Raw genomic sequence first — 23321 nt, 5'->3', positions numbered from 1 at the left:
TTTTTAAGGAAATTTAAGGAAATTTAAGGAAATTTAAGGAAATTTAAGGAAAAATTACATGGCTTAATGTTTTATAAAAGTTGGCCATTAGCCATATTTTTCTCCCCCCTACTTACGAAAGCTTTCGTTAGTAGGGGCTTGTAGCGCTGTTTTTATGCCTTAGTCGTCTAGTTGATGCAACCAAGCCGCATGTGTTGGCGCTTGTTTAGTTTGTGCCCATTCCTCAACCATTACTGCCGCTACCCGTTTAAGTTCTGCATATTGTTCTGTGGTACCGATATTGGCGGCTAATTCTAAGCGGTGGCCGTTAGGGTCAAAGAAATAAATAGACTTAAATACACCATGATTAACTGGGCCTAAAACGTCTAAGCCGTGTGCTTGTAAATCGCTTTTTGCTGAAATTAAAGCATCAACACTTTCAACTTCTAATGCGATATGTTGTACCCATTCTGGGGTGTTTTCATCTCGGCCCATGTCAGGAGAATTGGGGATCTCAAAAAAGGCCAACACATTGCCCATACCCGCGTCTAAAAATATATGCATGTAGGGATCTGGCGCTTTTGTTGACGGCACCTCATTTTCGGCAATGGCGACAGTAAGTGCCATATTCAGATGTTTTTCATACCAATCAACGGTTTCTTTTGCGTCTTTACATCGATAAGCCACATGGTGCAAACGTTTTACATTAATCATAATATTATTACTTAAGTGAGTAGTTAAGCGAATGAGTTATTTTTTACCATAACTCGATAATGCGCCCTAATTTTCTGGCGAGTTTAGTGGCTAAATGTTGTCAGCAATTACGTACGCTTTAGTTTACAACACGGGTTTACAAAGCTAATTTACCCCTTTGGTAAAATATTCTGCCAACGTTTTACTAAGTTGTCATCAACCACTTTAAAGGCGATACCCGCTAATGGCGAATCTGTAACTTTCAATGTTGAGCTCAGCAGTTGGTCATCACGAAAAAAATCACAGGTTAGTTCTCTGCCTGCCGATGAATGATCAAATAAGGCTTGTATTGATTGCTCAGTCATTTTGATTTTATCTATTGCAATCAGCGTGTCGTTAACCGCTAAACCTGCTTTGGCCGCGGGTGACTTTTCCAGTACTTGCGTAATGGTTAAGCCAAAGCCTTGTACTTTATATTGTGCACCTAAATAACCCTGGTAATGCATTTCAGGCGTGGTTTCTACACTGTTTAATTTTTTGAATTTTTGTTTTTGCAGTTCAACGCCGTACGTTGCCAGTTCAGCAGTTAAATCAATACGCTCATTGCTGTATAAATAGTGCTTAAAGCTTGATGAAATATCTTCACCACAGAGCAGGTTAGCAATGTTAATAAAGTCAGCTTCACTGGTACCGATATTGGTGCGACCAAAGTGAATCCATAACTCTCGCATTAAGGTGTCTAAACTATGCTGGTTGTTTGATTTGCGGCGAATAATTAAGTCTAACCATAAAGCAATTAAAGCACCTTTGGTGTAATAACTAACAATGTTATTCACCGCATCTGGGCCTTGTTGATAAAACTTGGTCCAAGCATCAAAACTTGAAGCGGTCACGCTTTGTTTTAATTCACCACTACCGCGATAAACCCGTGTGGCTGTTTTCGCTAATATAGTTAAATAGTCTTCAAAGTTAATTAAGCCGGTACGATACAGTGAAAAGTCATCGTAGTAAGATGTTATCCCTTCAAAGGCCCATAACTGTTGGGTGTAACTTTCTTTTTGTAAGTTGTAAGGGACAAATTCTTTCGGTTTTATGCGACAAACATTCCAAGCATGAAAATATTCATGTGAACATAAGCTTAAGAAGCTTTTATAATCATCATTTAGCGCGGTTGCTGTTTGTTTTGGATTGGGTAAGTCGAAGCGACTGGCTTGTAAAATAGTAGAGTTTTTGTGTTCTAAGCCACCAAAACCATTCGCTTGTAAATGAGTGATAAACCAATATTCTTGAAAAGGTGCTTCACCAAATAAGCTAATGTGATGTTGGCATAACTTGCTAATATCAGCCGCCAAACGCTGAGTATCGCCATAGTGTTTACTGGTAAATACCAAATGGTGCACTACCCCTTCTACCGTAAATTCAGTGCTGTCAAAATCACCAATAGCGACTGGGCAGTCGATTAAGTGTTGGTAATTATCGGCAATATATTCACCAAACTGATATTTTGTCGTGGCTTTCGCTCGTGGTAAACCCGTCGCCACTCGCCATTGACTATGGTCAGCTAACGTTGAGGGATAAATGATGAGCTCACATGCTTGCTCGCTCAGCTCTTGTACTTGCAAAAAGGTTGAGCTGCCATTGAAAAATCCGCGCTGGCTATCTAGGTAAGCCGTGCGTACGGATAGGTCAAAAGCGAAAACTTGATAGCGCACTTGCACCTGTTCATTGCTGGCCTGCAATGACCAAGTTTGTTTATCAACTTTACTTAAACTAATGGCTTGCTCATTGCTGTCAAACGCGCAAATTTCGGTAATGTTTTTGGCAAAGTCGCGGATCATGTAACTGCCGGGTAACCAGGCGGGTAAAGATAAAGTGTAGCTTTGGCCTGGGGTACTTTTAAATGACAATAAGACCTCAAATAAATGACTATTTGGGTTAAGAGGGGAAATTTGATATTGGATCATATTGGCGCACAAATGTTGACAAGATATTTGTGCTCCAATGTAGCAGAGTTAACTGAATAAAACAGCTTGAAAATAAGCCTTAGCGACTACCTATTGCCATGGCGATTAACTTAAAATAACGGTTTTATCTTTATTGATGCAGATACGTTGCTCAGCATGCATTTTTACGGCATTACATAAGGCGATGGCTTCTAAGTCGTGGCCCAGATGAACCATGTGCTCAATGGTAAAAGCATGATTAATGGGTTTTACTTCTTGAACAATAATCGGCCCTTCATCTAGGTCTGCGGTGACATAATGTGCCGTAGCGCCAATGATTTTAACGCCACGTTTGTGCGCTTGATGATAAGGTTTTGCGCCTTTAAAACTGGGCAGAAAAGAGTGATGAATATTAATCGCTTGGCCACGTAAGCTACGACAAAGCTCGTCTGACAATATTTGCATATAACGGGCAAGTACCAATAAGTGACCATTATACTGCTGATAAATAGCTAATAATGCCTGCTCTTGCTGTGCTTTATTATCTTTATTGACTGGCAAGTAATGAAAGGGAACATTATGCCATTGGGCAAGTGGCTGACAATCTTGATGGTTTGAGGTGATAGCGACAATATTGACCGGTAACACACCCGCTTTCCATTTGGTTAATAGGGACACTAAGCAGTGATCATCTTTAGACACGGCAATAACGACATTAGGAAAATTCTCTTTTTCTCTAAGTTGATAATGCATATTTAATGGTTTTGCTAGTAAATCAATGGCTTGTCTGAATGCTGAAAAACTGACGGTCAGTTCTCGATCATCAAAAGCAATACGTGAAAAAAATGTATCGGTATAGGGATCACTGTATTGGCTAGTTTCAGTAATAAAGGCCCCGTGTTCGAATAAACTCTGGCTGACTTTTGCCAGTACGCCTGAAGTATCAGGGCACTGCCAAGTAAGAATATAGTGATGGGTGTTTTTCATGTTGTAGACGTTATTGTGGTTATATCTCAGCAGTTTGGCATTTTATTGTTATGTTGTTCAATACTTTTGTGCGATATGCTCATGCTATTTCAAACCGAATCGTCTTCGTCATCAAGTTTAGTTTTGTGTTGAATATAAAGTGCTTCAACCTTTTCTCTAGCCCAAGGGGTTTTTCTGAGAAACTTCAAGCTTGAGTTAATGCTAGGATCATCAGTAAAGCAACGAATTTTTATTTCTTTACCGAGATAATCAAAACCAAAATGTTCAACTAATTGAGTAACGATAATTTTTAAGGTGACGCCGTGTAATGGGTTGTAGGGTTGGTGATCCATATTATTGGCCTTAACAGTTTTAAGCACTATTCTATCATGACGTAGACTAATGCCTACTGGATTAATGACACTATTGGTGACGAAAGGTGACGAAAGCAAAATGGTGACGAAAGCAAAAAATAAAAAACGACGCTAAGGCGTCGTTTTTTTTAATCGTTAAGCCAAATTCAACGGCTTTAGTTTTGCTCAACTATTAATTCAAATGAGCTGCCAATGCTTCGCTGCCACCAATATGTTGTCCGTCGATAAAGATTTGCGGTACGGTGTCTGCATGAGTTAGCGCTTTAAACATGGTCAAGTTAACATCTTTGCCTACTTCTAACTCTTCAAATGTTAAGCCTTTTTCATTTAACAAGGCTTTTGCATTTTTGCAATGTGGGCAACCCGGCTTGCTAAAAACCGTAATCGCTGATGTTTGACAGGCTGACGGGTTAATATGATTTAACATAGTGTCGGCGTCAGATACTTCAAATGGGTCGCCTGGTAAATCAGGCTCAATAAACATTTTTTCAATAACGCCATTTTTAACTAACATCGCATAACGCCAGCTACGTTTACCAAAACCGATAGCGGCTTTATCAACTAACATGCCCATGCCATCCGTAAATTCGCCGTTGCCATCAGGAATAAAGCTAATTTTGTCTGCATCTTGGTGTGCTGCCCAAGCATTCATCACGAAGGTGTCATTGACTGACATACAAATAATTTCGTCAACACCGTTCTGAAAGAACTTGGGTGCCAATTCGTTATAACGTGGTAAATGTGAAGATGAACAGGTCGGTGTAAAAGCACCGGGTAGCGAAAAAACCACGACCGTTTTATCACTAAAAATTTCGTCACTAGTGCGCGTTGTCCACTCGTCATTGGCTCTTAATGTGAAAGTAACATTAGGGACTTTTTGTTGCTCTTTGTTTTCTAACATAATGGCTCCGTTTATAGTTTCTAAAATAATGTTGTTGTTGACTATGTTGCTATTATTGAACAAGTCCGACTTTAAATAAAGTGATTAATATTGCACTTCATGATTGATAAAATCGATTAATGAAATCAATGGATAAAAGTAGCCACTGATATTAAGCAATTTTAGCTACTGGCATCCCTACATTTCATCAGGCGGCTGTCATTATCTGCACGGGTTAATTTTCACTTATCAATTTGTACTGGTCAATTTGGCCAAGATGACTTAAATGAATTCGATGCTAGTAATAGAAATAATTTCCTGTTTTATCGGCAAAGTGGTAAATTAAGCGCAATAAAGTTGTATATACAATTTGAGGGATTTAGATGTCAAACAGTTACACCTTAATTAAAGGCTCTGTGCCTTTACTCATCAGCATGCCACACAATGGCGAAGAAATACCCGCAGATATTGCGAAGATGATGACCGACAGAGGACGTGAAGTTGCCGATACTGACTGGCATATGGAGCGTTTATATGCCTTTGCAAAAAAGCTTGGCGCTTATATATTAATACCTAAATATAACCGTTATGTGATTGACTTAAATCGTGATCCTGACGGTGTTGATTTATACCCAGGTGCAAATAATACTGAACTTTGTCCGACCACAGCATTTGATTTATCACCTTTATATCAAGCAGGCTGTGCACCGAGTGCTGAACAAATAGCGGCTCGTGTTACAGATTATTGGCAACCTTACCATCAGGCCTTAAGCTCAACCATGCAAGCAATAAAAGTTGAATTTGGTCAAGCCGTGTTGCTTGAGGCACATTCTATTCGCTCGCATGTGCCAAGATTTTTTCAGGGACAATTACCTGATTTTAATTTTGGTAATGCCGATGGAAAAAGTTGTGCTCCTGAACTCATGGCAGCTTTAGTGGATCTAGATTACGCACCTTACACTATGGTCTGTAATGGTCGCTTTAAAGGCGGTTATATTACGCGGGTATTCGGTCAACCTAAGAATAATTTTCATGCTATTCAATTAGAGCTTTCACAGCATACCTATATGAATGAGCAAGCCATGACTTATAACGAAAGCTTGGCCTTGCAAGCGCAGCCTAAACTTGCCGCCTTGGTTAAAACGCTGATAAATTTTACTGCCATTAACACCATAAGCCAAAACGCCACTGAGTAAGGGAAGGTATCGATGAAACTTTTTGCTAAAAAAATCTTATTAGCTGATGGCTGGGCTAACGAGCAAACGTTGACGATTGAACAGGGCGTGATTACTGATATTACCGCCGGATATATCGCAGGCGCGGAACGTGCTAATGGTGTGGTTATACCGGGTATGGTCAATTGTCACTCTCATGCCTTTCAACGGGCTTTTGCCGGTTTTAGTGAACAAGGCAGCGAAGGTCAAGACAGTTTTTGGACTTGGCGTAATGTTATGTATAAATTTTTGGGGCAATTAAGCTCAGAAGATGTTCAGGTAATTGCCCGCCAGCTTTATATTGAAATGTTGAAAATGGGTTATACCCGTGTTGCTGAATTTCATTATCTTCATCATGATATTGACGGCCAAAATCATCAAAACCTCGCCACTATGGCGCAAGCTATTTTTGCCGCGGCTCAGCAATCGGGTATTGGTTTAACATTATTACCTGTGCTGTATAGATTCAGCGGCTTTGGCAGACAAGCCGCGACTGACGGACAAAAGCGCTTTATTAATTCAGTTGAGCAGTTTAATGACTTAGTCACTGATTGTTTTGCGCTCGCCAAATCACAAGCTAATTGCAATGTCGGTATTGCGCCACATTCTTTACGCGCGGTGGATAAAAATTCGCTCTTAGCGGCAGTGGCTCATGTGAGAGCTCTTGATGCGCAAGCGCCGATTCATATTCACATTGCCGAACAGCAAAAAGAGGTAACAGACTGTCTCGTTCATTATGGTCAACGGCCGGTGCAGTGGTTACTCAACAATGCCGATTTAGACCAGCATTGGTGTTTAATTCACGCCACACATATCGATGAACAAGAGCGCAAAGGTATTATTGCTAGCCAAGCAATAGCCGGAATTTGCCCAACCACAGAAGCTAATTTAGGTGATGGTATATTCCCGACCAGTGAATTTTTAATAGACAATGGCACCTTTGCTATTGGCTCAGACAGCCATATTTCGGTTAATCCAATCGAAGAATTACGCTGGCTTGAATATGCTCAACGCTTAAGTAAGCAACAACGCGCCCTGTTAGCCACCAGTGAGCAAAAGTCTGTTGGACTTAATTTATGGCAAAAAGCCGCCGCCGGAGGCGCACAAAGCACCAACAGTAATACCGGCGCATTGGCTATGGGTAAGCAAGCTGATTTATTGGTTTTGGATGACAGCCAATTACGTTTATTTGCCCATGACGATATTCACTTACTCGACAGCGTTATTTTTGCAAGCCAAAATAACCCGGTTTTAGATGTGATGGTCAATGGTCATTGGGTGATCCAAGGCGCAGAACATGCTTTAGAGCAAGCGAGTGCAGATAGTTTTGCGACCTTATTAGCTAGGCTTTCAGCTTAATTATTTCGCTTAATGTTAACTAGGCGATTAGCTTGGCTCGCCATCGTCTTGATTCCTTAGCTATGATAACAATATGATTAATTTCTTGATTATTTCTACGGGTTAAAACAAGTCACTATGACGTTATTTATTTAATCATTAGCCTAGCGAGTGATTAAATAAATACATTATAATTGACTGTTTTTTTTCGTATATTTTTATTCATGTAAACTAGCCCCACTAATTAATAAAACGGATATTAGCTAGCTGTTTGACCTCAAGTTGAACATTTGTGCAAGTCGATAAAATCTCTACAGCAGGTCATTATAACAAATTGCTATATTTGTTGATGGCTCGACACACTTTGGCCAAATTATCGCGCTGTAGTTTTGGCGTTTGTTTTTTACTGCTACAATATTGCTCGTTAAACTTTTCTACCTTTTCACGGCTGCTGGTGATTGCTGCCACATAAGCTATTTCTTGGCTAGTGAAGTGACTAAAGTCACGCGATAAATCCTGATATATTTTATCGGACTTTAAACGTACTTTGGTGTCAGTCACCTCTGAAAAATAACTCAGCACAACTTGTTTTTGCTCAAATAACCAGCGGTTTAGTTTTTCATTGGGATAATAATGAAAATATAACGCGGTGGCCACGATCAAGATCAATAATTTTTTCATATCTTGCCTTATAATCATATGTACGTACAAATAATCAGCAACTCGCTGCTGTTATTTAACCAATCACCAATAGTATTATTGTTTTCTTGGGCTAAATGTCATGCTAATGACGCTAGAGTAATCAATTTGGTACTAACAAAGCAATATTATGCTATTTTTTTGATGGGTAATCAGTACGAATCCGTTATAATTACCCGGTATTACCGACATAAAGGATCCGCTTTGAAATCAAAAGATAAAAACATTAACGTTAATCAGCATATTCCGATTAAAAATGTTCAAATTCATCAGCCCACCAAAAGCGAGACGTATAAACCTCGTGATCAAATCTATGTTCGCAAAGTAAAAGGTGTATTTCAAAAACTACGCAAAAAAATGAATTTTTTCTTTTTAGCGCTATTTGCTGGTTTACCTTGGTTACAATATGACGGCCACCAAGCGATTTTGTTTGATATTAGCGAACAACGTTTTACGCTATGGAGTGTCACGCTTTGGCCACAAGATCTCACGCTATTGGCCTGGCTCTTAATTCTTAGTGCTTTTTTGCTGTTCTTTATTACCACTTTTTTAGGGCGAGTTTGGTGTGGTTACCTTTGTCCTCAAACGGTTTGGACCTTCATATTTATCTGGTTTGAAGAAAAAATAGAAGGCACAGCCAATCAGCGTAAAAAACTCGACAGTCAAGCAATGGACATCAATAAGTTTTGGCGTAAAGCGCTAAAACATTTTTGTTGGGGCTTAATTTCTGTTTTAACCGCGCTAACCTTTGCCGGTTACTTTGTACCCATGCGTGAGGTATTTGTTGATTTTTTCACTTTTAATGCCTCGTTTGCCTTAGCCGCCACAGTATGGTTTTTTGCTTTTTGTACTTACGGTAACGCCGGCTGGATGCGCGAAATTATGTGTTTACATATGTGCCCGTATGCCCGCTTTCAATCCGCGATGTTTGATAAAGACACCTTAACCGTTTCTTACGATGCCAAACGTGGTGAAAACCGAGGCCCACGTACCAGAAAAGACGTGCCAAAAGATATTGGTTTAGGTGATTGTATTGACTGTAATTTATGTGTTCAGGTTTGCCCTACCGGTATTGATATTCGTAATGGCTTACAATATGAATGTATTAATTGTGGTGCTTGTGTTGATGCCTGTGACGATGTTATGGAGCGCATGGGCTATGATAAAGGTTTAATTCGTCATGCCACTGAGCATGAGTTAGAAGGGAAAAAAGTGCACTTTGTCCGTACTAAACTTATTGGTTATGCCATCGTATTATTTGTGATGACTAGCTTATTGGTTTTAGAAATGGTCAACAGGGTGCCCGTATCAATGGAAATTATTCGCGATAGAAATGAGTTAGCCAAAGAGAACTTTAATGGTGATATTGAGAATGTTTACACTCTAAAAATTCTCAATAAGTCACAAAAAGATAATCGTTATCGTCTGTCAGTAAAGGGTATTAACAATACTAAATGGAACGGCGATCAAGAGGTACTTGTTAAAGCAGCTAAAGTCTATACTTTACCGATCAGCCTTTCGGTCGCCCCTGATGAATTAGAAGACTATATGACAGATATAAGTTTTGTGATTGAATTAGTATCTGAGACGGATGAGGTGAAGCTTGAACACGAAAGCCGCTTCTTTAATAAACGCTAATGTCAGTATTTGATTTTACCTCGCTGTCACCCGATTTAATTCTAGACGGTTTGGAAAGCACAGGTTTAACTGTTGATAGTGGTTTGTTGGCATTAAACAGTTATGAGAATCGTGTTTATCAATTTCATGACATGGCTAAAACTAAATATGTAACCAAGTTTTATCGACCGCAACGCTGGACAGAAGCACAAATTAGGGAAGAGCATAACTTTTCTTTTGAATTAGATGCCAGCGAACTGCCTTTAGTGGCACCAATGAAAATTGATGGCGAGTCTTTGTTTTCATATAAAGGCTATAAATTTGCTATCTTTCCTTGTCGTGGTGGCCGAATTTTTGAGGTTGATAACTTAGAGCAATTAGAGTGGATGGGGCGATTTTTAGGCCGAATTCACGCTGTTGCCGCTCAAAAAAGTTTTAGCGAACGGCCAACCTTTAATAGTGAAGAAATGCTCCAGCAAGCACAGCTTATTATCGAACGATCTAACTTTGTGCCTGCTGGCTTAAGCTTGCCTTTTTTCACTATTTTAGAACAAGTGATCACCATTGCAAGTCAGCAATATCAGCCTACCTCGCAGATCCGTCTGCACGGTGATTGTCATGCCGGTAACATTTTGTGGACTGAGGTTGGGCCGCACTTTGTTGACCTTGATGATTGTCGTATGGGGCCTGCGGTGCAAGATATTTGGATGATGCTTAGTGGTGATCGCCAGCAGCAGTCATTACAACTTGACACCATATTAACTGGCTACAATGAATTTTATCGCTTTGAAGCCAATCAATTGCCTTTAATTGAATCATTGCGTACTATGCGAGTAGTTAATTATATGGCATGGCTATGTAAACGTTGGCAAGACCCTGCTTTTCCTCGTAACTTTCCGTGGTTTAATACTGAAAAATATTGGGAACAACAAATTTTGATGCTTAAAGAGCAAATGTCAGCCTTACAGCAACCACCGCTAAGTTTGCTAGGTTATTAAGCACGCATAGTGCTATTGATTTTGATTTATTAATAATAATTAGGAATTGTAATTTTATGAAGAAGTTAGTGAGCTTATTCGCTTTAATGTTATTACCTGTACTCTCATTCGCAGCAGATTATACTGAAGGTGAGCATTACACTAAAGTGAATGAAGACGTTTCTGCTAAGTCTGAAGTACGTGAGTTTTTCTCTTTTTATTGCGGACATTGTTTTAAATTTGAACCCTTTATGGCGACGTTAAAAACCTCCATACCAGCAGATGCTGACTTTGAAATGAACCATGTAGATTTTTTGCGTGCTGCTTCACCTAAAGTACAACAAATGCTAAGTAAAGCGGTTGTTGTTGCCCATCAAATGGGTTTAGAGAAGAAAATTATTGGCGCACTGTTTAATTACATCCATATCCAAAAAGCGGTATTTACTTCAGAAAAAGATATCCGAAATGTTTTCGTACTCAACGGTGCCGATGGTGAAAAATTCGATAAGTTAATGAAAAGCTTTAGTGTGGTCAGCAAAGCAAATGCGATGAAGAAACAGCAAGACTATTTTGCTAATAAAGGTGCTTTAACCGCAGTACCTACTGTGATTGTTAATGGTAAATACCGTGTTGATCCGGCCGGCTTAGATAGAAACAATTTTGAACAAGATTATATCAAGCTAGTAAATCACTTATTAACCTTAAAGTAAGTTAATCCGTGCTGACATGGATGTAGTGACTTAGTTTTTGTTTAGTATAAAAAACTGACCGTTCATCCGGTACATAAAAAAGAGGCTTTGGCCTCTTTTTTATTGCTTTGCTCTTTATATCCTATGTTTTAGCCGTAAACGCTGTCATGCGAGTATCAAAAGCATTGGCAAAGCGCAGTGCTGAGGCATCGTCCATATTAAAATAAAGCGAAGGCTCAATTAACTCGGCTTCCATTAGGGCAAAGGTGTTTTGATAGCGAACAAAGTCAATACGCGCGTAGAGTAGTTCACCATGGAGCTTGCTGATAGCTTGCATGGTATTGTTTGCTGCTACCAATAAGGATGGTTCAGGCATTACCGATAATAAGCCACCACCATGCTCTTCTTGAACACGAAAATCACCTTGGGCTGGGGTTTTTAATATGGTGTGACTGTACTGGCCGTTAAAATAAAACAACGAAAACTCACCTTCTTGGCAAATAGCAGCGATAAAAGGCTGCACCATTAACTCTCGCTTTGCAAACGCTTGACTTAACTCAGCTACTTGATCTTGATAAGTGTCTTTTGTGAGCCAAAATGTATTATCAGCATTGGCACTGACTCGCGGCTTTAAGACTATTTGCTCGGTAGCAAAGTGGCTGAAATATCCCACCATATGGTCAGGATCAAAAGCCTGTGGCCATAATGTCGGTACAATAGTCACTTGCTCAGCGGCTAAGCTTTTTAAGTAGCTTTTATTAATATTCCACTGCACCACCTTTAAGCTATTCTCTAACTGGGCGCTTGATTGCTCAATAGCCGACAGTACCTTGAGAAAACTTTCCATGTCATCTTGGTAATCCCATGGGCTACGAATAATAACCGCAGCATAGTCTGACCAATTTACGCTGCTATCACGCCAGGAAATTACTTCGGTTTGCCAGCCTAAAGCAAGCATTGGCTGATCAATCAAACAATCATAAGCTTCAAAATTTGCCAAACTGTCCATGGATAAAATTGCGCATTTTCTCATAAAATATATTGCCTCTACTGTATTGGCTAAGGTTAAAGGTTAAGGTGAATAAAACTAAGGCTAGTTAATTAGCAAAAATTTCTGCTGGAAACAATTGCCCATACATAGCTATCGGCATAACAAGCCACTGTGCTGATGTTTGATTAAAGATCAATAATTGCTGCTCCGTGGCATAAAAACTTAACTGTAATGGCAGCGGTTGGCCGGCAATGTCGAGCTTAACATCTAGTGACAATTGTCGATCAACTATCGGGGCTTGGGCCATCGCCTGACCGCTGCTTTGCTGCCAAGACATCATCATTTGTGCTAATGCTTGGCCAGAAATATTAGCCGGAACTGCCCGCCAAGTGCGGCCTATCCGCTCAATAGTAACCACATTAGTGATGTTGAGTGTTAAAATAATATTTTGCGATCCGACTAAAGCAATCTCTTGATCGCTAGTGACCTCAGTATTTTTATTTGGCGAGTGAATTTTTTTATTCGTGGCGTTAATCAATAAAATAAAGCCCATTACCATAATGATAATGACATTATTCCAGCCAGTTTTTGATAATCTGATCATCATGTACCTCAGTACTGCTTATTATCTTTATCATACAAAAAAATTGAGCTCATTAGAATATAGCGTTACATTAATAACAATAATATCACCCCAAAATTAAGGCTTCGTATGAAACTAAAACCATTAAGTGTTGGAGTATTATTACTCTGCGGCTTATTCAGCGCAACCAGCACGTTTGCCAACCAAACCAGTGAACAATTTCAACAGTTACTCAATGAGCATTGGCAAAGGGCAAATCAAGAACAAGTGTTTTTTCGAAAAGATCCCGATGCCTTTCGCATGAAGGGTAAGTTACCTGAAATGTCAGCAAATGGCCGTGAACGTCGGTCAAAATACAACAATGAATTGCTAACGCGTATTGAAGGTATTGATGTTAATAAACTCTCAGGTGCTGATCAGGTCAGCTATCGTTTATTTAAATATGAACGCGAAGCTGAAGCAAAAAGTTATCAATTTCAAGATCACCTTTATCCGTTAACCTATTATTCAGGTTTTCATAGTTACTTTGCCGGCGCTCCAGCCAACATGTCATTTTTAACCGAACAAGACTATAGTAATTATTTAATCAGTCTCGCTGATTATCCACGTTATAACCAAGCACATATCGTTGATCTAAAACAAGCCATTGCCTTAGGTCATACCCATTACTGTGAAAGCTTTAAAGGCTATGAAAAATCAATCAGTAAGCATTTAGTCGCTGATGTACAAAACAGTGTTTTTTATGCGCCTATGCTGAATATGCCAGCCGTCATTTCATCAACAGAGCAAGCGCAGTATCGCCAGCAAGTAAAAACCTTGATTAAAGAGACTGTTTTACCCGAGTACCAAGCCTTTTATGACTTTTTCACCAAAGAATATATGACTCACTGTCGGACCACGGCTGGTATTAGCAGTGTTGAGGGCGGCGAAGCATACTACCAATACTTAATCGAGTATTACACGACCACAGATTTATCGGCTGATGAAATTCATCAAATAGGTCTAGATGAAGTCAGTCGCATACGTACAGAAATGCAGCAAATTATTAAAGCTGTGGACTTTAAGGGTGAATTTAAAGATTTTATTGCGTTTTTGCGTAACGACCAGCAATTTTACACCGATAGTGCGATGGACATGCTGGAAAAAGCCAGCTATATCACCCGTAAAATGGCGGCACAATTACCGAAATGGTTTTCGGTATTACCCCGTTCAACTTTTGATATTAAATCCAGTCCAAATGGTGGTGCCTACTATGTTGCCTCCGATGGCAGTGGTACCACATCAGGCACCTACTTTTTAGAGACTAAAAATTTAAAAAGCCAACCTTTATATACCTTAGAGGCATTAACCTTTCATGAGGCAGAGCCCGGTCATCACTTTCAAAGTGCTATTGCGCAAGAAGTGGATATGCCCGAGTTTCGTAAAACTTTATACCACGCCGCCTATGGCGAAGGTTGGGGGCTATATTCAGAACGTTTAGGTAAGGAAATGGGCTTTTACCAAAATCCATACAGTGACTTTGGTCGCTTAACCTATGAAGCATGGCGTGCTTGTCGCTTAGTGGTCGATACGGGTATCCATGCCAAAGGTTGGACCCGTCAACAAGCGATCGATTATTTAGCCAAGAATACCGCTTTAAGCATGGCTGATGTTATTGGCCAGATTGACCGCTATATTACTTGGCCAGCGCAAGCCTTGTCATACAAAATTGGTGAAATAAAAATTCGTCAATTGCGGGCGAAAGCGGAACAAGCCTTAGGCGATAAGTTCGACGTTAGAGCTTTTCATGACCAAATGCTGAAAAATGGTAGCTTACCTATGGCACTGCTTGAAGAGTTAACCATGGACTGGATAGCGCAGCAGTTGTAACGGCTAAAATATTTATATCATTGCAAAAAAAGAGCAACGCCATTAAGTGGTTGCTCTTTTTTATTTACTCCTTATGCCAGCTTAAGCAACATTGCCCAATAAACTATTTTTCAAAGCTTAATGGTCATCATCATAATTATAATTATAGTTATAGTTATTAAGCGAATAAAATACCAGCCACTTACTAGCTATTGTCAGTGCTTCCAATTCAGTTAACTCAGCTGTTGTGGACCTTAAGATCGACATACGCAATTTCATGTCGGCCGTTTAGTCACTTAGTTTAGTAGTCACTCAGTTTAGTGGTGAGTGACTGGCATATCAGATAGGACTAAAGCTAACCTTCAGAGGGGAAAATAGGCATAAGGTTAAGGCGTAGGTTTGCTGTGTAAATTAATGATGACGGGTCACGGCCATTAACGGGCAGTTAACTGAGTGATTTTCTATAGGCAATAAAAAACCCGGTATAAACCGGGTTTTTAAATAAGCCGTATCAATTACTTGATTTTAGCTTCTTTATACATAACATGCTGACGGATGCGAGGATCAAACTTTTTGATTTCCATCTTTTCAGGCATAGTTTTTTTGTTTTTGTCAGTAGTGTAAAAATGGCCAGTGCCAGCACTAGAAACTAAACGAATTTTATCGCGCATTGCAATTCCTTAAACTTTTTCGCCACGGGCACGGATATCAGTTAATACTGCATCAATACCGTTCTTATCGATAATACGCATTCCTTTCGGAGTTAAACGTAATTTAACGAAACTATTTTCACTCTCAACCCAGAAACGGTGAGTTTGAAGGTTAGGTAAAAAACGACGACGAGTCGCGTTTCTTGCGTGCGAACGGTTGTTTCCAACCATTGGCTTTTTGCCTGTTACTTGGCAAACTTTAGACATATGAGTACTCCAAAATTAATTTCAGGTCGTGCTGTATTTCCCCAAGACCGTCGCCTCGGGATCCTGAAAAAGGTGGCATATTATAGTGAAAGTGAAAAATGAATACCAGTATTAATCAACTTTAAAGTGAATAGTTTTGAAATTATATATAATTCAATGACTTAAATTGAATAATTGACATGACTATAGTGTTTCATGAGTCATTATCATTCAAATCGAATGTTAATGACTCATTTTCAGTCTATTTTAGCAGCGAACTATTTGCGTGATCTTTCTTTTTGATCTTTTTTAGCCAGTTCATTAGTTAAAATATGAATAATAGCTGACATAGCCACTTGAGTATTAAACGCCAATGCTTGTAGCTTTGCTATGGCTGTTTTACGCAAGGCCAATCTGCTAAGACGAAAACGACGGCCGCTGCTGTGCAACTTTTTACTTGTCATGCAATGTATTCTTTGGCGCTCAAAACAGCTTGCTGAAATACTCACACATCATTCAATCATTCAATCATTCGGCCATGTTCAGCATACGAATAACAATGACAACCCGCGACAATGATATGATCAAGTACTTTGATATCAATTAACGCCAGTGCTTGTTCTAGTCGACTGGTAATTTGGTTATCGGCCATACTTGGCTCAGCAATACCCGACGGGTGATTGTGCGCCAGAATAACCGCTCCCGCTTGATATTTTAGTGCGGTCTCAACCACAATGCGTGGGTATACTGCAGCAGCATTAATGGTGCCGTGAAATAGCCGTTCAAACTTTATCACTTGATGCTGAGTATTTAAAAAGAGCACAGCGAATACTTCTCGGGTTTCATGGCGCAGTTCTGCTTTTAAAAAGTTTTGCGTGCTCAGTGAAGACGTTAACGCTTGCCCCATTTGCATCTGTTCCGCTAAATAGCGTGTCGACATTTCTAAACATGCTTGTAACTGCACATATTTTGCAACACCTAAACCATGATGCTGGCAAAAGTCATCTAATCCCGCTTGATATATTTTCGAAATACTGCCAAAGCTTTTTAATAAATTTCGTGCAAGGTCAACTACATGGCAACCTTTAACGCCTGTGCGCAAGAATATTGCCAGCAGTTCGGCATCACTTAAGCTTTTCGCGCCAAAGTGTAATAACTTCTCTCGTGGTTTTTCAGCGTCTGGCCAGTCTTTTAACATAAGTGCATCCTTGCAAAGTGATTTGAATAAAAGTGCGATAATGCTATCTTATTGCCCATTGTCGTTATTAAGATTAGCAGTTTATGCAGATTCTTCAGGGTAAAAAAATCCTATTGGGTATCAGTGGTGGCATTGCCGCCTACAAAACGCCAGAGCTAGTGCGCCGATTAAAAGATAAAGGCGGCGATGTTCGTGTGGTGATGACAGACGGCGCTCAAGCCTTTATTACGCCATTAACCTTACAAGCGGTTTCCGGCAATGCGGTATCAAGTAGTTTATTAGATACGCAAGCTGAGTTGGCTATGGGCCATATCGAGCTGGCAAAATGGGCTGATTTTATTTTAATTGCACCCGCTACAGCCGACCTTATCGCTAAAATTGCCGCTGGGTTGGCAAATGATTTGCTAACCACGCTTTGTTTAGCGACCGCAGCGCCAGTGGCTATTGCACCGGCAATGAACCAACAAATGTGGCATAACCTAGCAACACAAAAAAATATTAACACCTTAAGGTCATGGCACTACCGCCTATTTGGTCCAGGTGCTGGCGAACAAGCCTGCGGTGATGTTGGCTTAGGCCGCATGTTAGACGTGCCTGAGTTAGTTGAATTAACTTGCCAAGCCATCGCAAAAATGAATAACCATGATACTGACTTAAATCAGCCAAAACCTTTAACTGGCCAGAAATGGTTAATTACCGCTGGGCCGACCCGCGAAGCTATTGACCCTGTGCGTTATATTTCCAACCACAGCTCAGGAAAAATGGGTTTTGCTATTGCCAATGCAGCCAAAAGCCTTGGCGCAGAGGTCACCATCATCTCAGGGCCTGTTAGCCTAGCAACCCCACAAGGTTGTCAAAAAATAGCGGTAACTAGTGCCACAGAGATGCATCAACAGGCTATTGCGCTCGCGCCTGATGTGGATGTTTTTGTTGCTTGTGCTGCTGTGGCTGACTACCGTATTGATCATATAGCCAGTGAAAAAATTAAAAAATCGCACGATACCATGCAACTTAATCTGATCAAGAACCCTGATATTGTTGCTGATGTTGCTGCATTAGCGCATAAGCCTTTTACGGTTGGTTTCGCTGCTGAAACGCAAAATGTAGCGCATTATGCTCGTGATAAATTAGCCCGTAAAAATCTTGATATGATCGCCGCCAATAACGTCGCTGCTGCAGGCCAAGGCTTTAACAGTGACAACAATGCGTTGACGGTATTTACCGCTAGCGATAAAAAAGTTTTACCTTTAATGAGCAAAAATGAGCTTGCCAAACAATTAGTACAACATATTCACCAAACATGGCAAAGTTCTCGATTAAAGAACTAATGTCGGGTGGTTAATTTCAGGCTTGAACATCAGCTAAATAACGCTATACAATCACGCTAATCTTTTAGTAGTAAAACCATCGGCATAATTTATCCATCCGTTTGGTCTGACTGTTGAAAATATAATAACAATAGAGAATCAGTTTTATGTCGGCAACTCAAAAACCTAATCGTAAACAACAAATTTTAGAATGTCTTGCTCATATGTTAGAAACTAGTGCAGGGCAGCGGATCACAACAGCAAAGCTTGCCGCCGAAGTTGGTGTTTCTGAAGCGGCGCTTTATCGCCATTTTCCATCGAAAGCACGGATGTTTGAAGGCTTAATAGAGTTTATTGAAGAATCTATTTTTTCTCGGGTAAACCTGATATTAACCGACCATAAAGAAGCCTTGATTCGTTGCCATCATATTTTGCATGTATTACTTATTTTTGCTGAGCGTAATCCCGGCATGTGCCGCATTCTTGCCGGTGATGCATTAATGGGGGAAAACGAGCGTTTACGTGCTCGTGTGAATCAATTTTTTGAAAAACTTGAATCACAATTTAAGCAAGTTTTGCGAGAGCGAAAGCTACGAGAAGGTAAAGGTTTCACCATTTCAGAGCAGGCTTTAGCCAACATTTTAATGGCGTATGCTGAAGGTAAAATTAATCAATATGTTCGCTCTGACTTTACCAAGAAACCCAGTAACGATTTTAATGAGCAATGGCAATTTTTAATGGCTGATAAATAGGCCATTGCGGCGAAAAAAATCATGGCGATAAGAGATTAATTGCCATCAGTAAGTAAAAAATTAAGGAAAGCTATTGAGTACGTTAGCACAACTAGAACCAAGCAAGTTATGGCAAATTTTTGATAAAATTTGTAGCATTCCACACCCCTCAAAACACGAGCAAAAAATATCGTTGTGGATCCAAAACTGGGCAACTGAACTCGGGCTAAGTGTTAAAGAAGACGCTATTGGCAACCTCATTATTAAAAAACCCGCCACGGCAGGTATGGAAAATAAAAAGGGCGTTATTTTACAAGCTCATATGGATATGGTGCCACAGAAAAATGCGGCCACTGATCATGATTTTCGTGTCGACCCTATCAAGCCATACATAATTACCGAAGCTGATGGCGACTGGGTAACCGCTGAAGGTACAACACTAGGTGCAGATAACGGTATTGGCTTATCATCTGCGTTAGCGGTTTTGGCTAGTGACGATATTGTACACGGCCCGTTAGAAGTTTTAGTCACCATTGATGAAGAAGCGGGTATGACGGGTGCTTTTGGTCTTAAAGCCGGTTGGTTAGACGGTGACTTGTTAATCAATACTGATTCAGAGCAAGAAGGTGAAGTGTACATGGGTTGCGCTGGCGGCATTGATGGTGAAGCCACTTTTGCTATTAGTAATGAAAGTGCGCCTGCTGATGTTGAATCATTTAACTTGTCAATTTCGGGTCTTAAAGGTGGGCACTCTGGTGTCGATATTCATACCGGTCGAGCCAACGCTAACCAACTATTGGTGCGTTTTTTACTCGACGCTAGCAACACCTTAGGTTTGCGTTTAACGGAATTAAATGGCGGCAGTTTACGCAATGCTATTCCGCGCGAAGCCGATGCTAGCTTTGTTATTAGCCGTACGAAAATTGCGCCGTTAAAAGCCAAGCTAGCTGAGTATTTAGCAACAGTGCGCCAATCGCTAGGTGCTATCGAAACCCATATTGAGATGTTATTGATTTCGCCTGAAACCTTTGATGAATGTTGGACGCAAGCCAGCCAACATACTATCTTACGTGCACTTAACGCCTGCCCTAATGGTGTGTTACGAATGAGCGATGACATTGAAGGCATTGTTGAAACCTCATTAAACTTAGGTGTTATGCGCAGCAAAGGTAATAAATTTGTTGCCATGACTTTGATCCGTAGCTTACATGACGACGGGCGCTTAGCAGCACAAACTATGGTGCAATCTGTGTTTGAGCTCGCTGGTGCGAGTATTAAATTTTCTGGTGCTTACCCTGGTTGGAAACCCGATACCCGCTCAGCATTAATGCAAACTGTGCGCGACACTTATCAAACACTGTTTAATAAAGTACCTGAAATTATGGTTATTCATGCCGGTCTTGAATGTGGCTTATTCAAAACAGCTTATCCGCATTGGGATATGGTGTCATTTGGCCCAACGATAAAATTCCCTCACTCACCGGACGAGAAAGTACAAATAGAGACTGTTGAGCGCTATTGGCAGTTATTGTTAGCCGTATTAGCCAATATTCCAGAAAAGTCGTAAGTGATGCTGTAGCGCTTTATTTTAGTGCGCTACAATTTTATTTTATTTTTTCCTTGCTTTGCTTTGCTACTATCATATGTAAGGTTTATAACTGTTTGATTTATTAGGGTGAAACCTGACCAGGTCAACAAAATGTTTGCTAGGCTAAAGTCTAATGAACAAGCGATTGTAAGCAACTTAAAGTAAGATTGGCATCCTATAAATTTTATAAAGTAAATAACGATATGATTCAGCCAAAAAAATTATAATAGCTGACGATCATCCATTATTTAGACAAGCATTATTAGGGACATTAAAATTAAAGCCAACCCCAAACACATTGGTTGGAAGCACAAACTATAGCTGAGCTAGAACAGCAACTGCGCGACAATAACGACAGTGATCTGCTATGACTAGATTTGCATATTCCCCTTGCCCGTGGCTTCAATACCTTGATACATGTACGTAATCATCTTCCACAAATACCGGTTGTAGTGGTATCGGCTCATGAAGACCACGAAACCATATATAAATCTATGGGCTATCAATAAGCCGTGTAAAATATAACACAGATGAACAATTATCTATTTTAGTGTTAATAAGCATGGTAGTTGTTTTAGTCCACTAGCCTTTTTTCATCGATTAGTGATAAATCAACAATATCATTAACAATATTTAGAGCCCCTGTTGGCTCATTTTGATTATAATTTAGAGCTTTCATGGATAGATCATAAAACGGTTAAACGTATCGCGGTTAACGAATAGGGCAGTTAAACCTTACGACGTCGAGAAGATGGCTATTATTTAGCCTTAAATCGTGAAAATTTTAGGGTGTTGGTGTATGGCAAGTTGTTCTTGGATTTATCGAGAGTTCAATATCGACTCATTTGAGTGTCGTAATGAAGAGCGGTGGAGATTGTCTACCATTAATCACGCATTGATAGTACTCTACATAGCAATATTTTTGCCGATGTTATATTTAGGTGGTTTTTTCAATTATTTGTTGAATTCCCCCCCATTAAGGTAAGCCTTCTATATTTACCGTGTCGAGATCCAAGCCACTTTAAGAAGTAATTAAAATAAAATTGATATTTAAAAACGAATAAAGCTAGGTAGCGGTTAGTCAAAGAAAGGTGGAAACCTTTGCTTTATGTATACCTAAAAACAAAAGCTTTCAGCTAAAGAAGCTGTCGGTAGATTTTTGAGTTGTCTAGCGCCAAAAGTAAAGTAGTAGTTATCGCTAAGTTAATTAATTTGCTTAACGTAATAGCTTTCATTTTATTCCCCCCCCCCTCTTAACACTTAATTAATCTTTAACGTTCTGTTAATTATGCTATGTAAAAAGCTAGTTCAAACCTTTTTCAGTACAAGATGGGCTAAAAAGTAGCTTTAGACTGTTGTATTAATAAAGTATTATGTACTCACATGATATATATGAATTATTTCAATACTATTCTTTATTAATGTTACATATTTTCATTTAATGTTGCAAAGTTTTATTTAAAATGCTTGCTAGATGCTTGTACGTTATTATACGGTATTATACACTATGATGCAGGTGTTATGCAGGTGTTATGCAGGTGTTACTCGGATGCTTTTAAAATGTTATTAAGGTGTAATTATTTAACTTTATTTCAGATAACCGCTATTAAAATTGTAATACAGACACAGTAAATAACAAATTGAATAATAATTTTTCTATCTATTCAATGGCAGCTTCAGCTAAGAAAACGGAATTAAAAAATATGTCATCTAGATATTTGATAAAGAGATTAATAGTTCTTCTTTTTTGTAGCGCTCCAATGGGCAATGCATCCGCGAATTTTGAATTCAATTATTATTTAACATGTAATCTTTAAATTAAAATAGTCTTATAGGGGAAGCCATTATGGCCGAAAGTAATGAAGTAGTTGAATCTAATTTAATACAGCCAAGTGGCAAAGAACTTTCCCTTGAAGGTGAGGCTCAACCTCTGCTTGATGAAGAGGCTCAACTTCTTCTTGATGATGAGGCTCAACCTCTGCTTGGTAGTGGATCCCAACCTCTCCTAGGTGGTGAATCTCTACTTAACAATGAAGAAGCGATTAGTAATACAAACTTAGGTGAGTCTGCATCCAATGGAGATTTTGCGGATGCTGAAATTTTACAAGAAACTTCTGAAATACAAACTGTAATTCAAGACGAAAATCAGGCGGCTGATGTAATTAAAACATCAGCCACGGCAGTACTCACCAATAACTCTAATTCAGGTTTTATTGAGCGTGATGGTGTTGAAGTCATAGCAACGACAATATTTCGAACAGGCGGTGTTAATACTACTGTAAACATTGTTCCTCAGCCTATTTCAACAGCATTACTTACAGATATATCGGTCTCTCCACCAACCATCACTATTGCTGGCGACACCAATACCAATGGCGTTTATGACTTAGCAGAGCTTGGTGGGGATGGAACGGTCACTGCAACGATTGCGATCCCAACAGATGCAGTGGCTGGAGATATTGTCACCTATCAAGTCAATAGTGAAACAGCAGTATCAGTGACCTTAACAACGGTTAACATTGCGTCAGGTATCGGTGTAGAAATCCCACCATTAGCCGTTATCACAGCCAAGATCACAGATGGTGCTGGAAATACATCCACCAATGGCACGGCAACTGCTTTAGCGCCAGATATCACAGCACCAGTAGCAGTCGATGATGCAATCAATACCACTGAAGATACCGTATTTACATCAAGCATTGATTTAGCTGCTAACGATACCGATTTAGATGGAGACAGCTTAACGGTAACAGCGGGAACATTTACAACAGCGCAAGGCGGAACATTAGCGCTTGCAGCGGATGGCTCAT

The 23321-nt window shown here is 39.8% G+C and carries 22 protein-coding genes; 10 read left to right on the top strand and 12 right to left on the bottom strand.

The genetic code is table 11. The annotated features are described in order from the left end of the window. Positions 1-159: 159 nt before the first annotated feature. From H4J59_RS01370 to H4J59_RS01350, 5 genes are all read right to left on the bottom strand, one after another. Positions 160-693, bottom strand: coding sequence for a VOC family protein (locus tag H4J59_RS01370; RefSeq protein WP_182236165.1), 534 nt, complete (start codon positions 691-693; stop codon positions 160-162). Between the two features lie 149 nt (positions 694-842). Next, positions 843-2636, bottom strand: coding sequence for a M61 family metallopeptidase (locus H4J59_RS01365; RefSeq protein ID WP_182236163.1), 1794 nt, complete (start codon positions 2634-2636; stop codon positions 843-845). Positions 2637-2741: 105 nt separating this feature from the next. Beyond that, on the bottom strand, positions 2742-3602 hold the full coding sequence (purU, locus tag H4J59_RS01360; RefSeq protein ID WP_182236161.1) for a formyltetrahydrofolate deformylase: 861 nt from the start codon (positions 3600-3602) through the stop codon (positions 2742-2744). Positions 3603-3691: 89 nt separating this feature from the next. Beyond that, positions 3692-3934: a VF530 family DNA-binding protein gene (locus H4J59_RS01355; RefSeq protein ID WP_182236159.1), complete on the bottom strand. Its 243-nt coding sequence runs from the start codon at positions 3932-3934 to the stop codon at positions 3692-3694. A gap of 193 nt (positions 3935-4127) precedes the next feature. Then, on the bottom strand, positions 4128-4856 hold the full coding sequence (locus H4J59_RS01350; protein ID WP_182236158.1) for a glutathione peroxidase: 729 nt from the start codon (positions 4854-4856) through the stop codon (positions 4128-4130). A gap of 362 nt (positions 4857-5218) precedes the next feature. On the opposite strand from H4J59_RS01350, the gene hutG reads away from it, so the two are divergent. Both hutG and H4J59_RS01340 read left to right on the top strand, forming a co-directional pair. Further along, positions 5219-6031 carry an N-formylglutamate deformylase gene (gene hutG, locus H4J59_RS01345; protein ID WP_182236156.1) on the top strand — a complete coding sequence of 271 codons (813 nt, stop codon included), beginning with the start codon at positions 5219-5221 and terminating at the stop codon, positions 6029-6031. A gap of 12 nt (positions 6032-6043) precedes the next feature. Further along, positions 6044-7408: a formimidoylglutamate deiminase gene (locus H4J59_RS01340; protein WP_182236154.1), complete on the top strand. Its 1365-nt coding sequence runs from the start codon at positions 6044-6046 to the stop codon at positions 7406-7408. A gap of 303 nt (positions 7409-7711) precedes the next feature. Here the strand turns inward: H4J59_RS01340 and H4J59_RS01335 are convergent, their stop codons facing one another. Then, positions 7712-8068 carry a hypothetical protein gene (locus tag H4J59_RS01335; RefSeq protein ID WP_182236152.1) on the bottom strand — a complete coding sequence of 119 codons (357 nt, stop codon included), beginning with the start codon at positions 8066-8068 and terminating at the stop codon, positions 7712-7714. 222 nt (positions 8069-8290) lie between these two features. On the opposite strand from H4J59_RS01335, the gene ccoG reads away from it, so the two are divergent. The 3 genes from ccoG to H4J59_RS01320 are packed head-to-tail and all read left to right on the top strand — an operon-like array spanning position 8291 to position 11390. Beyond that, positions 8291-9724, top strand: coding sequence for a cytochrome c oxidase accessory protein CcoG (ccoG, locus tag H4J59_RS01330; protein ID WP_259369340.1), 1434 nt, complete (start codon positions 8291-8293; stop codon positions 9722-9724). Then, positions 9724-10701: a serine/threonine protein kinase gene (locus tag H4J59_RS01325; RefSeq protein WP_182236150.1), complete on the top strand. Its 978-nt coding sequence runs from the start codon at positions 9724-9726 to the stop codon at positions 10699-10701. Before ccoG ends, H4J59_RS01325 begins: the two co-directional genes overlap by 1 nt. A gap of 56 nt (positions 10702-10757) precedes the next feature. Further along, the gene (locus tag H4J59_RS01320; RefSeq protein ID WP_182137104.1) at positions 10758-11390 is read left to right on the top strand and encodes a thiol:disulfide interchange protein DsbA/DsbL; all 633 of its coding nucleotides are present in this window, start codon (positions 10758-10760) and stop codon (positions 11388-11390) included. Positions 11391-11511: 121 nt separating this feature from the next. On the opposite strand, the gene H4J59_RS01315 is transcribed toward H4J59_RS01320, so the two are convergent. Together H4J59_RS01315 and H4J59_RS01310 are read right to left on the bottom strand one after the other, a co-directional pair. Further along, the gene (locus H4J59_RS01315; protein ID WP_182236148.1) at positions 11512-12402 is read right to left on the bottom strand and encodes a RimK family alpha-L-glutamate ligase; all 891 of its coding nucleotides are present in this window, start codon (positions 12400-12402) and stop codon (positions 11512-11514) included. A gap of 64 nt (positions 12403-12466) precedes the next feature. Beyond that, positions 12467-12967 carry a hypothetical protein gene (locus H4J59_RS01310; protein ID WP_182236146.1) on the bottom strand — a complete coding sequence of 167 codons (501 nt, stop codon included), beginning with the start codon at positions 12965-12967 and terminating at the stop codon, positions 12467-12469. A gap of 105 nt (positions 12968-13072) precedes the next feature. Here H4J59_RS01310 and H4J59_RS01305 point away from each other — a divergent pair, with 105 nt between their 5' ends. Continuing rightward, a complete protein-coding gene (locus H4J59_RS01305; RefSeq protein WP_182236144.1) occupies positions 13073-14812 on the top strand; it encodes a DUF885 family protein in 1740 nt (579 codons plus the stop codon). Between the two features lie 494 nt (positions 14813-15306). Here the strand turns inward: H4J59_RS01305 and rpmG are convergent, their stop codons facing one another. From rpmG to radC, 4 genes are all read right to left on the bottom strand, one after another. Continuing rightward, positions 15307-15462, bottom strand: a complete 156-nt coding sequence (rpmG, locus tag H4J59_RS01300) for a 50S ribosomal protein L33 (RefSeq protein WP_070375415.1) — start codon at positions 15460-15462, stop codon at positions 15307-15309. Positions 15463-15471: 9 nt separating this feature from the next. After that, on the bottom strand, positions 15472-15708 hold the full coding sequence (gene rpmB, locus H4J59_RS01295; RefSeq protein WP_146877856.1) for a 50S ribosomal protein L28: 237 nt from the start codon (positions 15706-15708) through the stop codon (positions 15472-15474). Positions 15709-15965: 257 nt separating this feature from the next. After that, on the bottom strand, positions 15966-16151 hold the full coding sequence (locus tag H4J59_RS01290; RefSeq protein WP_182236142.1) for a hypothetical protein: 186 nt from the start codon (positions 16149-16151) through the stop codon (positions 15966-15968). Between the two features lie 56 nt (positions 16152-16207). Then, positions 16208-16885 carry a DNA repair protein RadC gene (radC, locus tag H4J59_RS01285; protein WP_182236140.1) on the bottom strand — a complete coding sequence of 226 codons (678 nt, stop codon included), beginning with the start codon at positions 16883-16885 and terminating at the stop codon, positions 16208-16210. 83 nt (positions 16886-16968) lie between these two features. Between radC and coaBC the strand changes: the two genes are divergently transcribed. The 4 genes from coaBC to H4J59_RS01265 form a co-directional block, all read left to right on the top strand. Further along, on the top strand, positions 16969-18213 hold the full coding sequence (gene coaBC / locus H4J59_RS01280) for a bifunctional phosphopantothenoylcysteine decarboxylase/phosphopantothenate--cysteine ligase CoaBC (protein ID WP_182236138.1): 1245 nt from the start codon (positions 16969-16971) through the stop codon (positions 18211-18213). A gap of 146 nt (positions 18214-18359) precedes the next feature. Next, positions 18360-18944: a nucleoid occlusion factor SlmA gene (gene slmA / locus H4J59_RS01275; protein WP_182137111.1), complete on the top strand. Its 585-nt coding sequence runs from the start codon at positions 18360-18362 to the stop codon at positions 18942-18944. A 73-nt stretch (positions 18945-19017) separates the two neighbouring features. Continuing rightward, the gene (locus H4J59_RS01270) at positions 19018-20490 is read left to right on the top strand and encodes an aminoacyl-histidine dipeptidase (RefSeq protein ID WP_182236136.1); all 1473 of its coding nucleotides are present in this window, start codon (positions 19018-19020) and stop codon (positions 20488-20490) included. Positions 20491-22357: 1867 nt separating this feature from the next. Further along, the coding region (locus tag H4J59_RS01265) for an Ig-like domain-containing protein (protein ID WP_182236134.1) at positions 22358-23321 on the top strand (964 nt) is incomplete at its 3' end.

It is taken from the genome of Colwellia sp. MB02u-10 (assembly GCF_014077185.1).
Classification (GTDB): Bacteria; Pseudomonadota; Gammaproteobacteria; order Enterobacterales; family Alteromonadaceae; genus Cognaticolwellia.
This window is presented reverse-complemented; position numbering and strand designations above follow the sequence as displayed.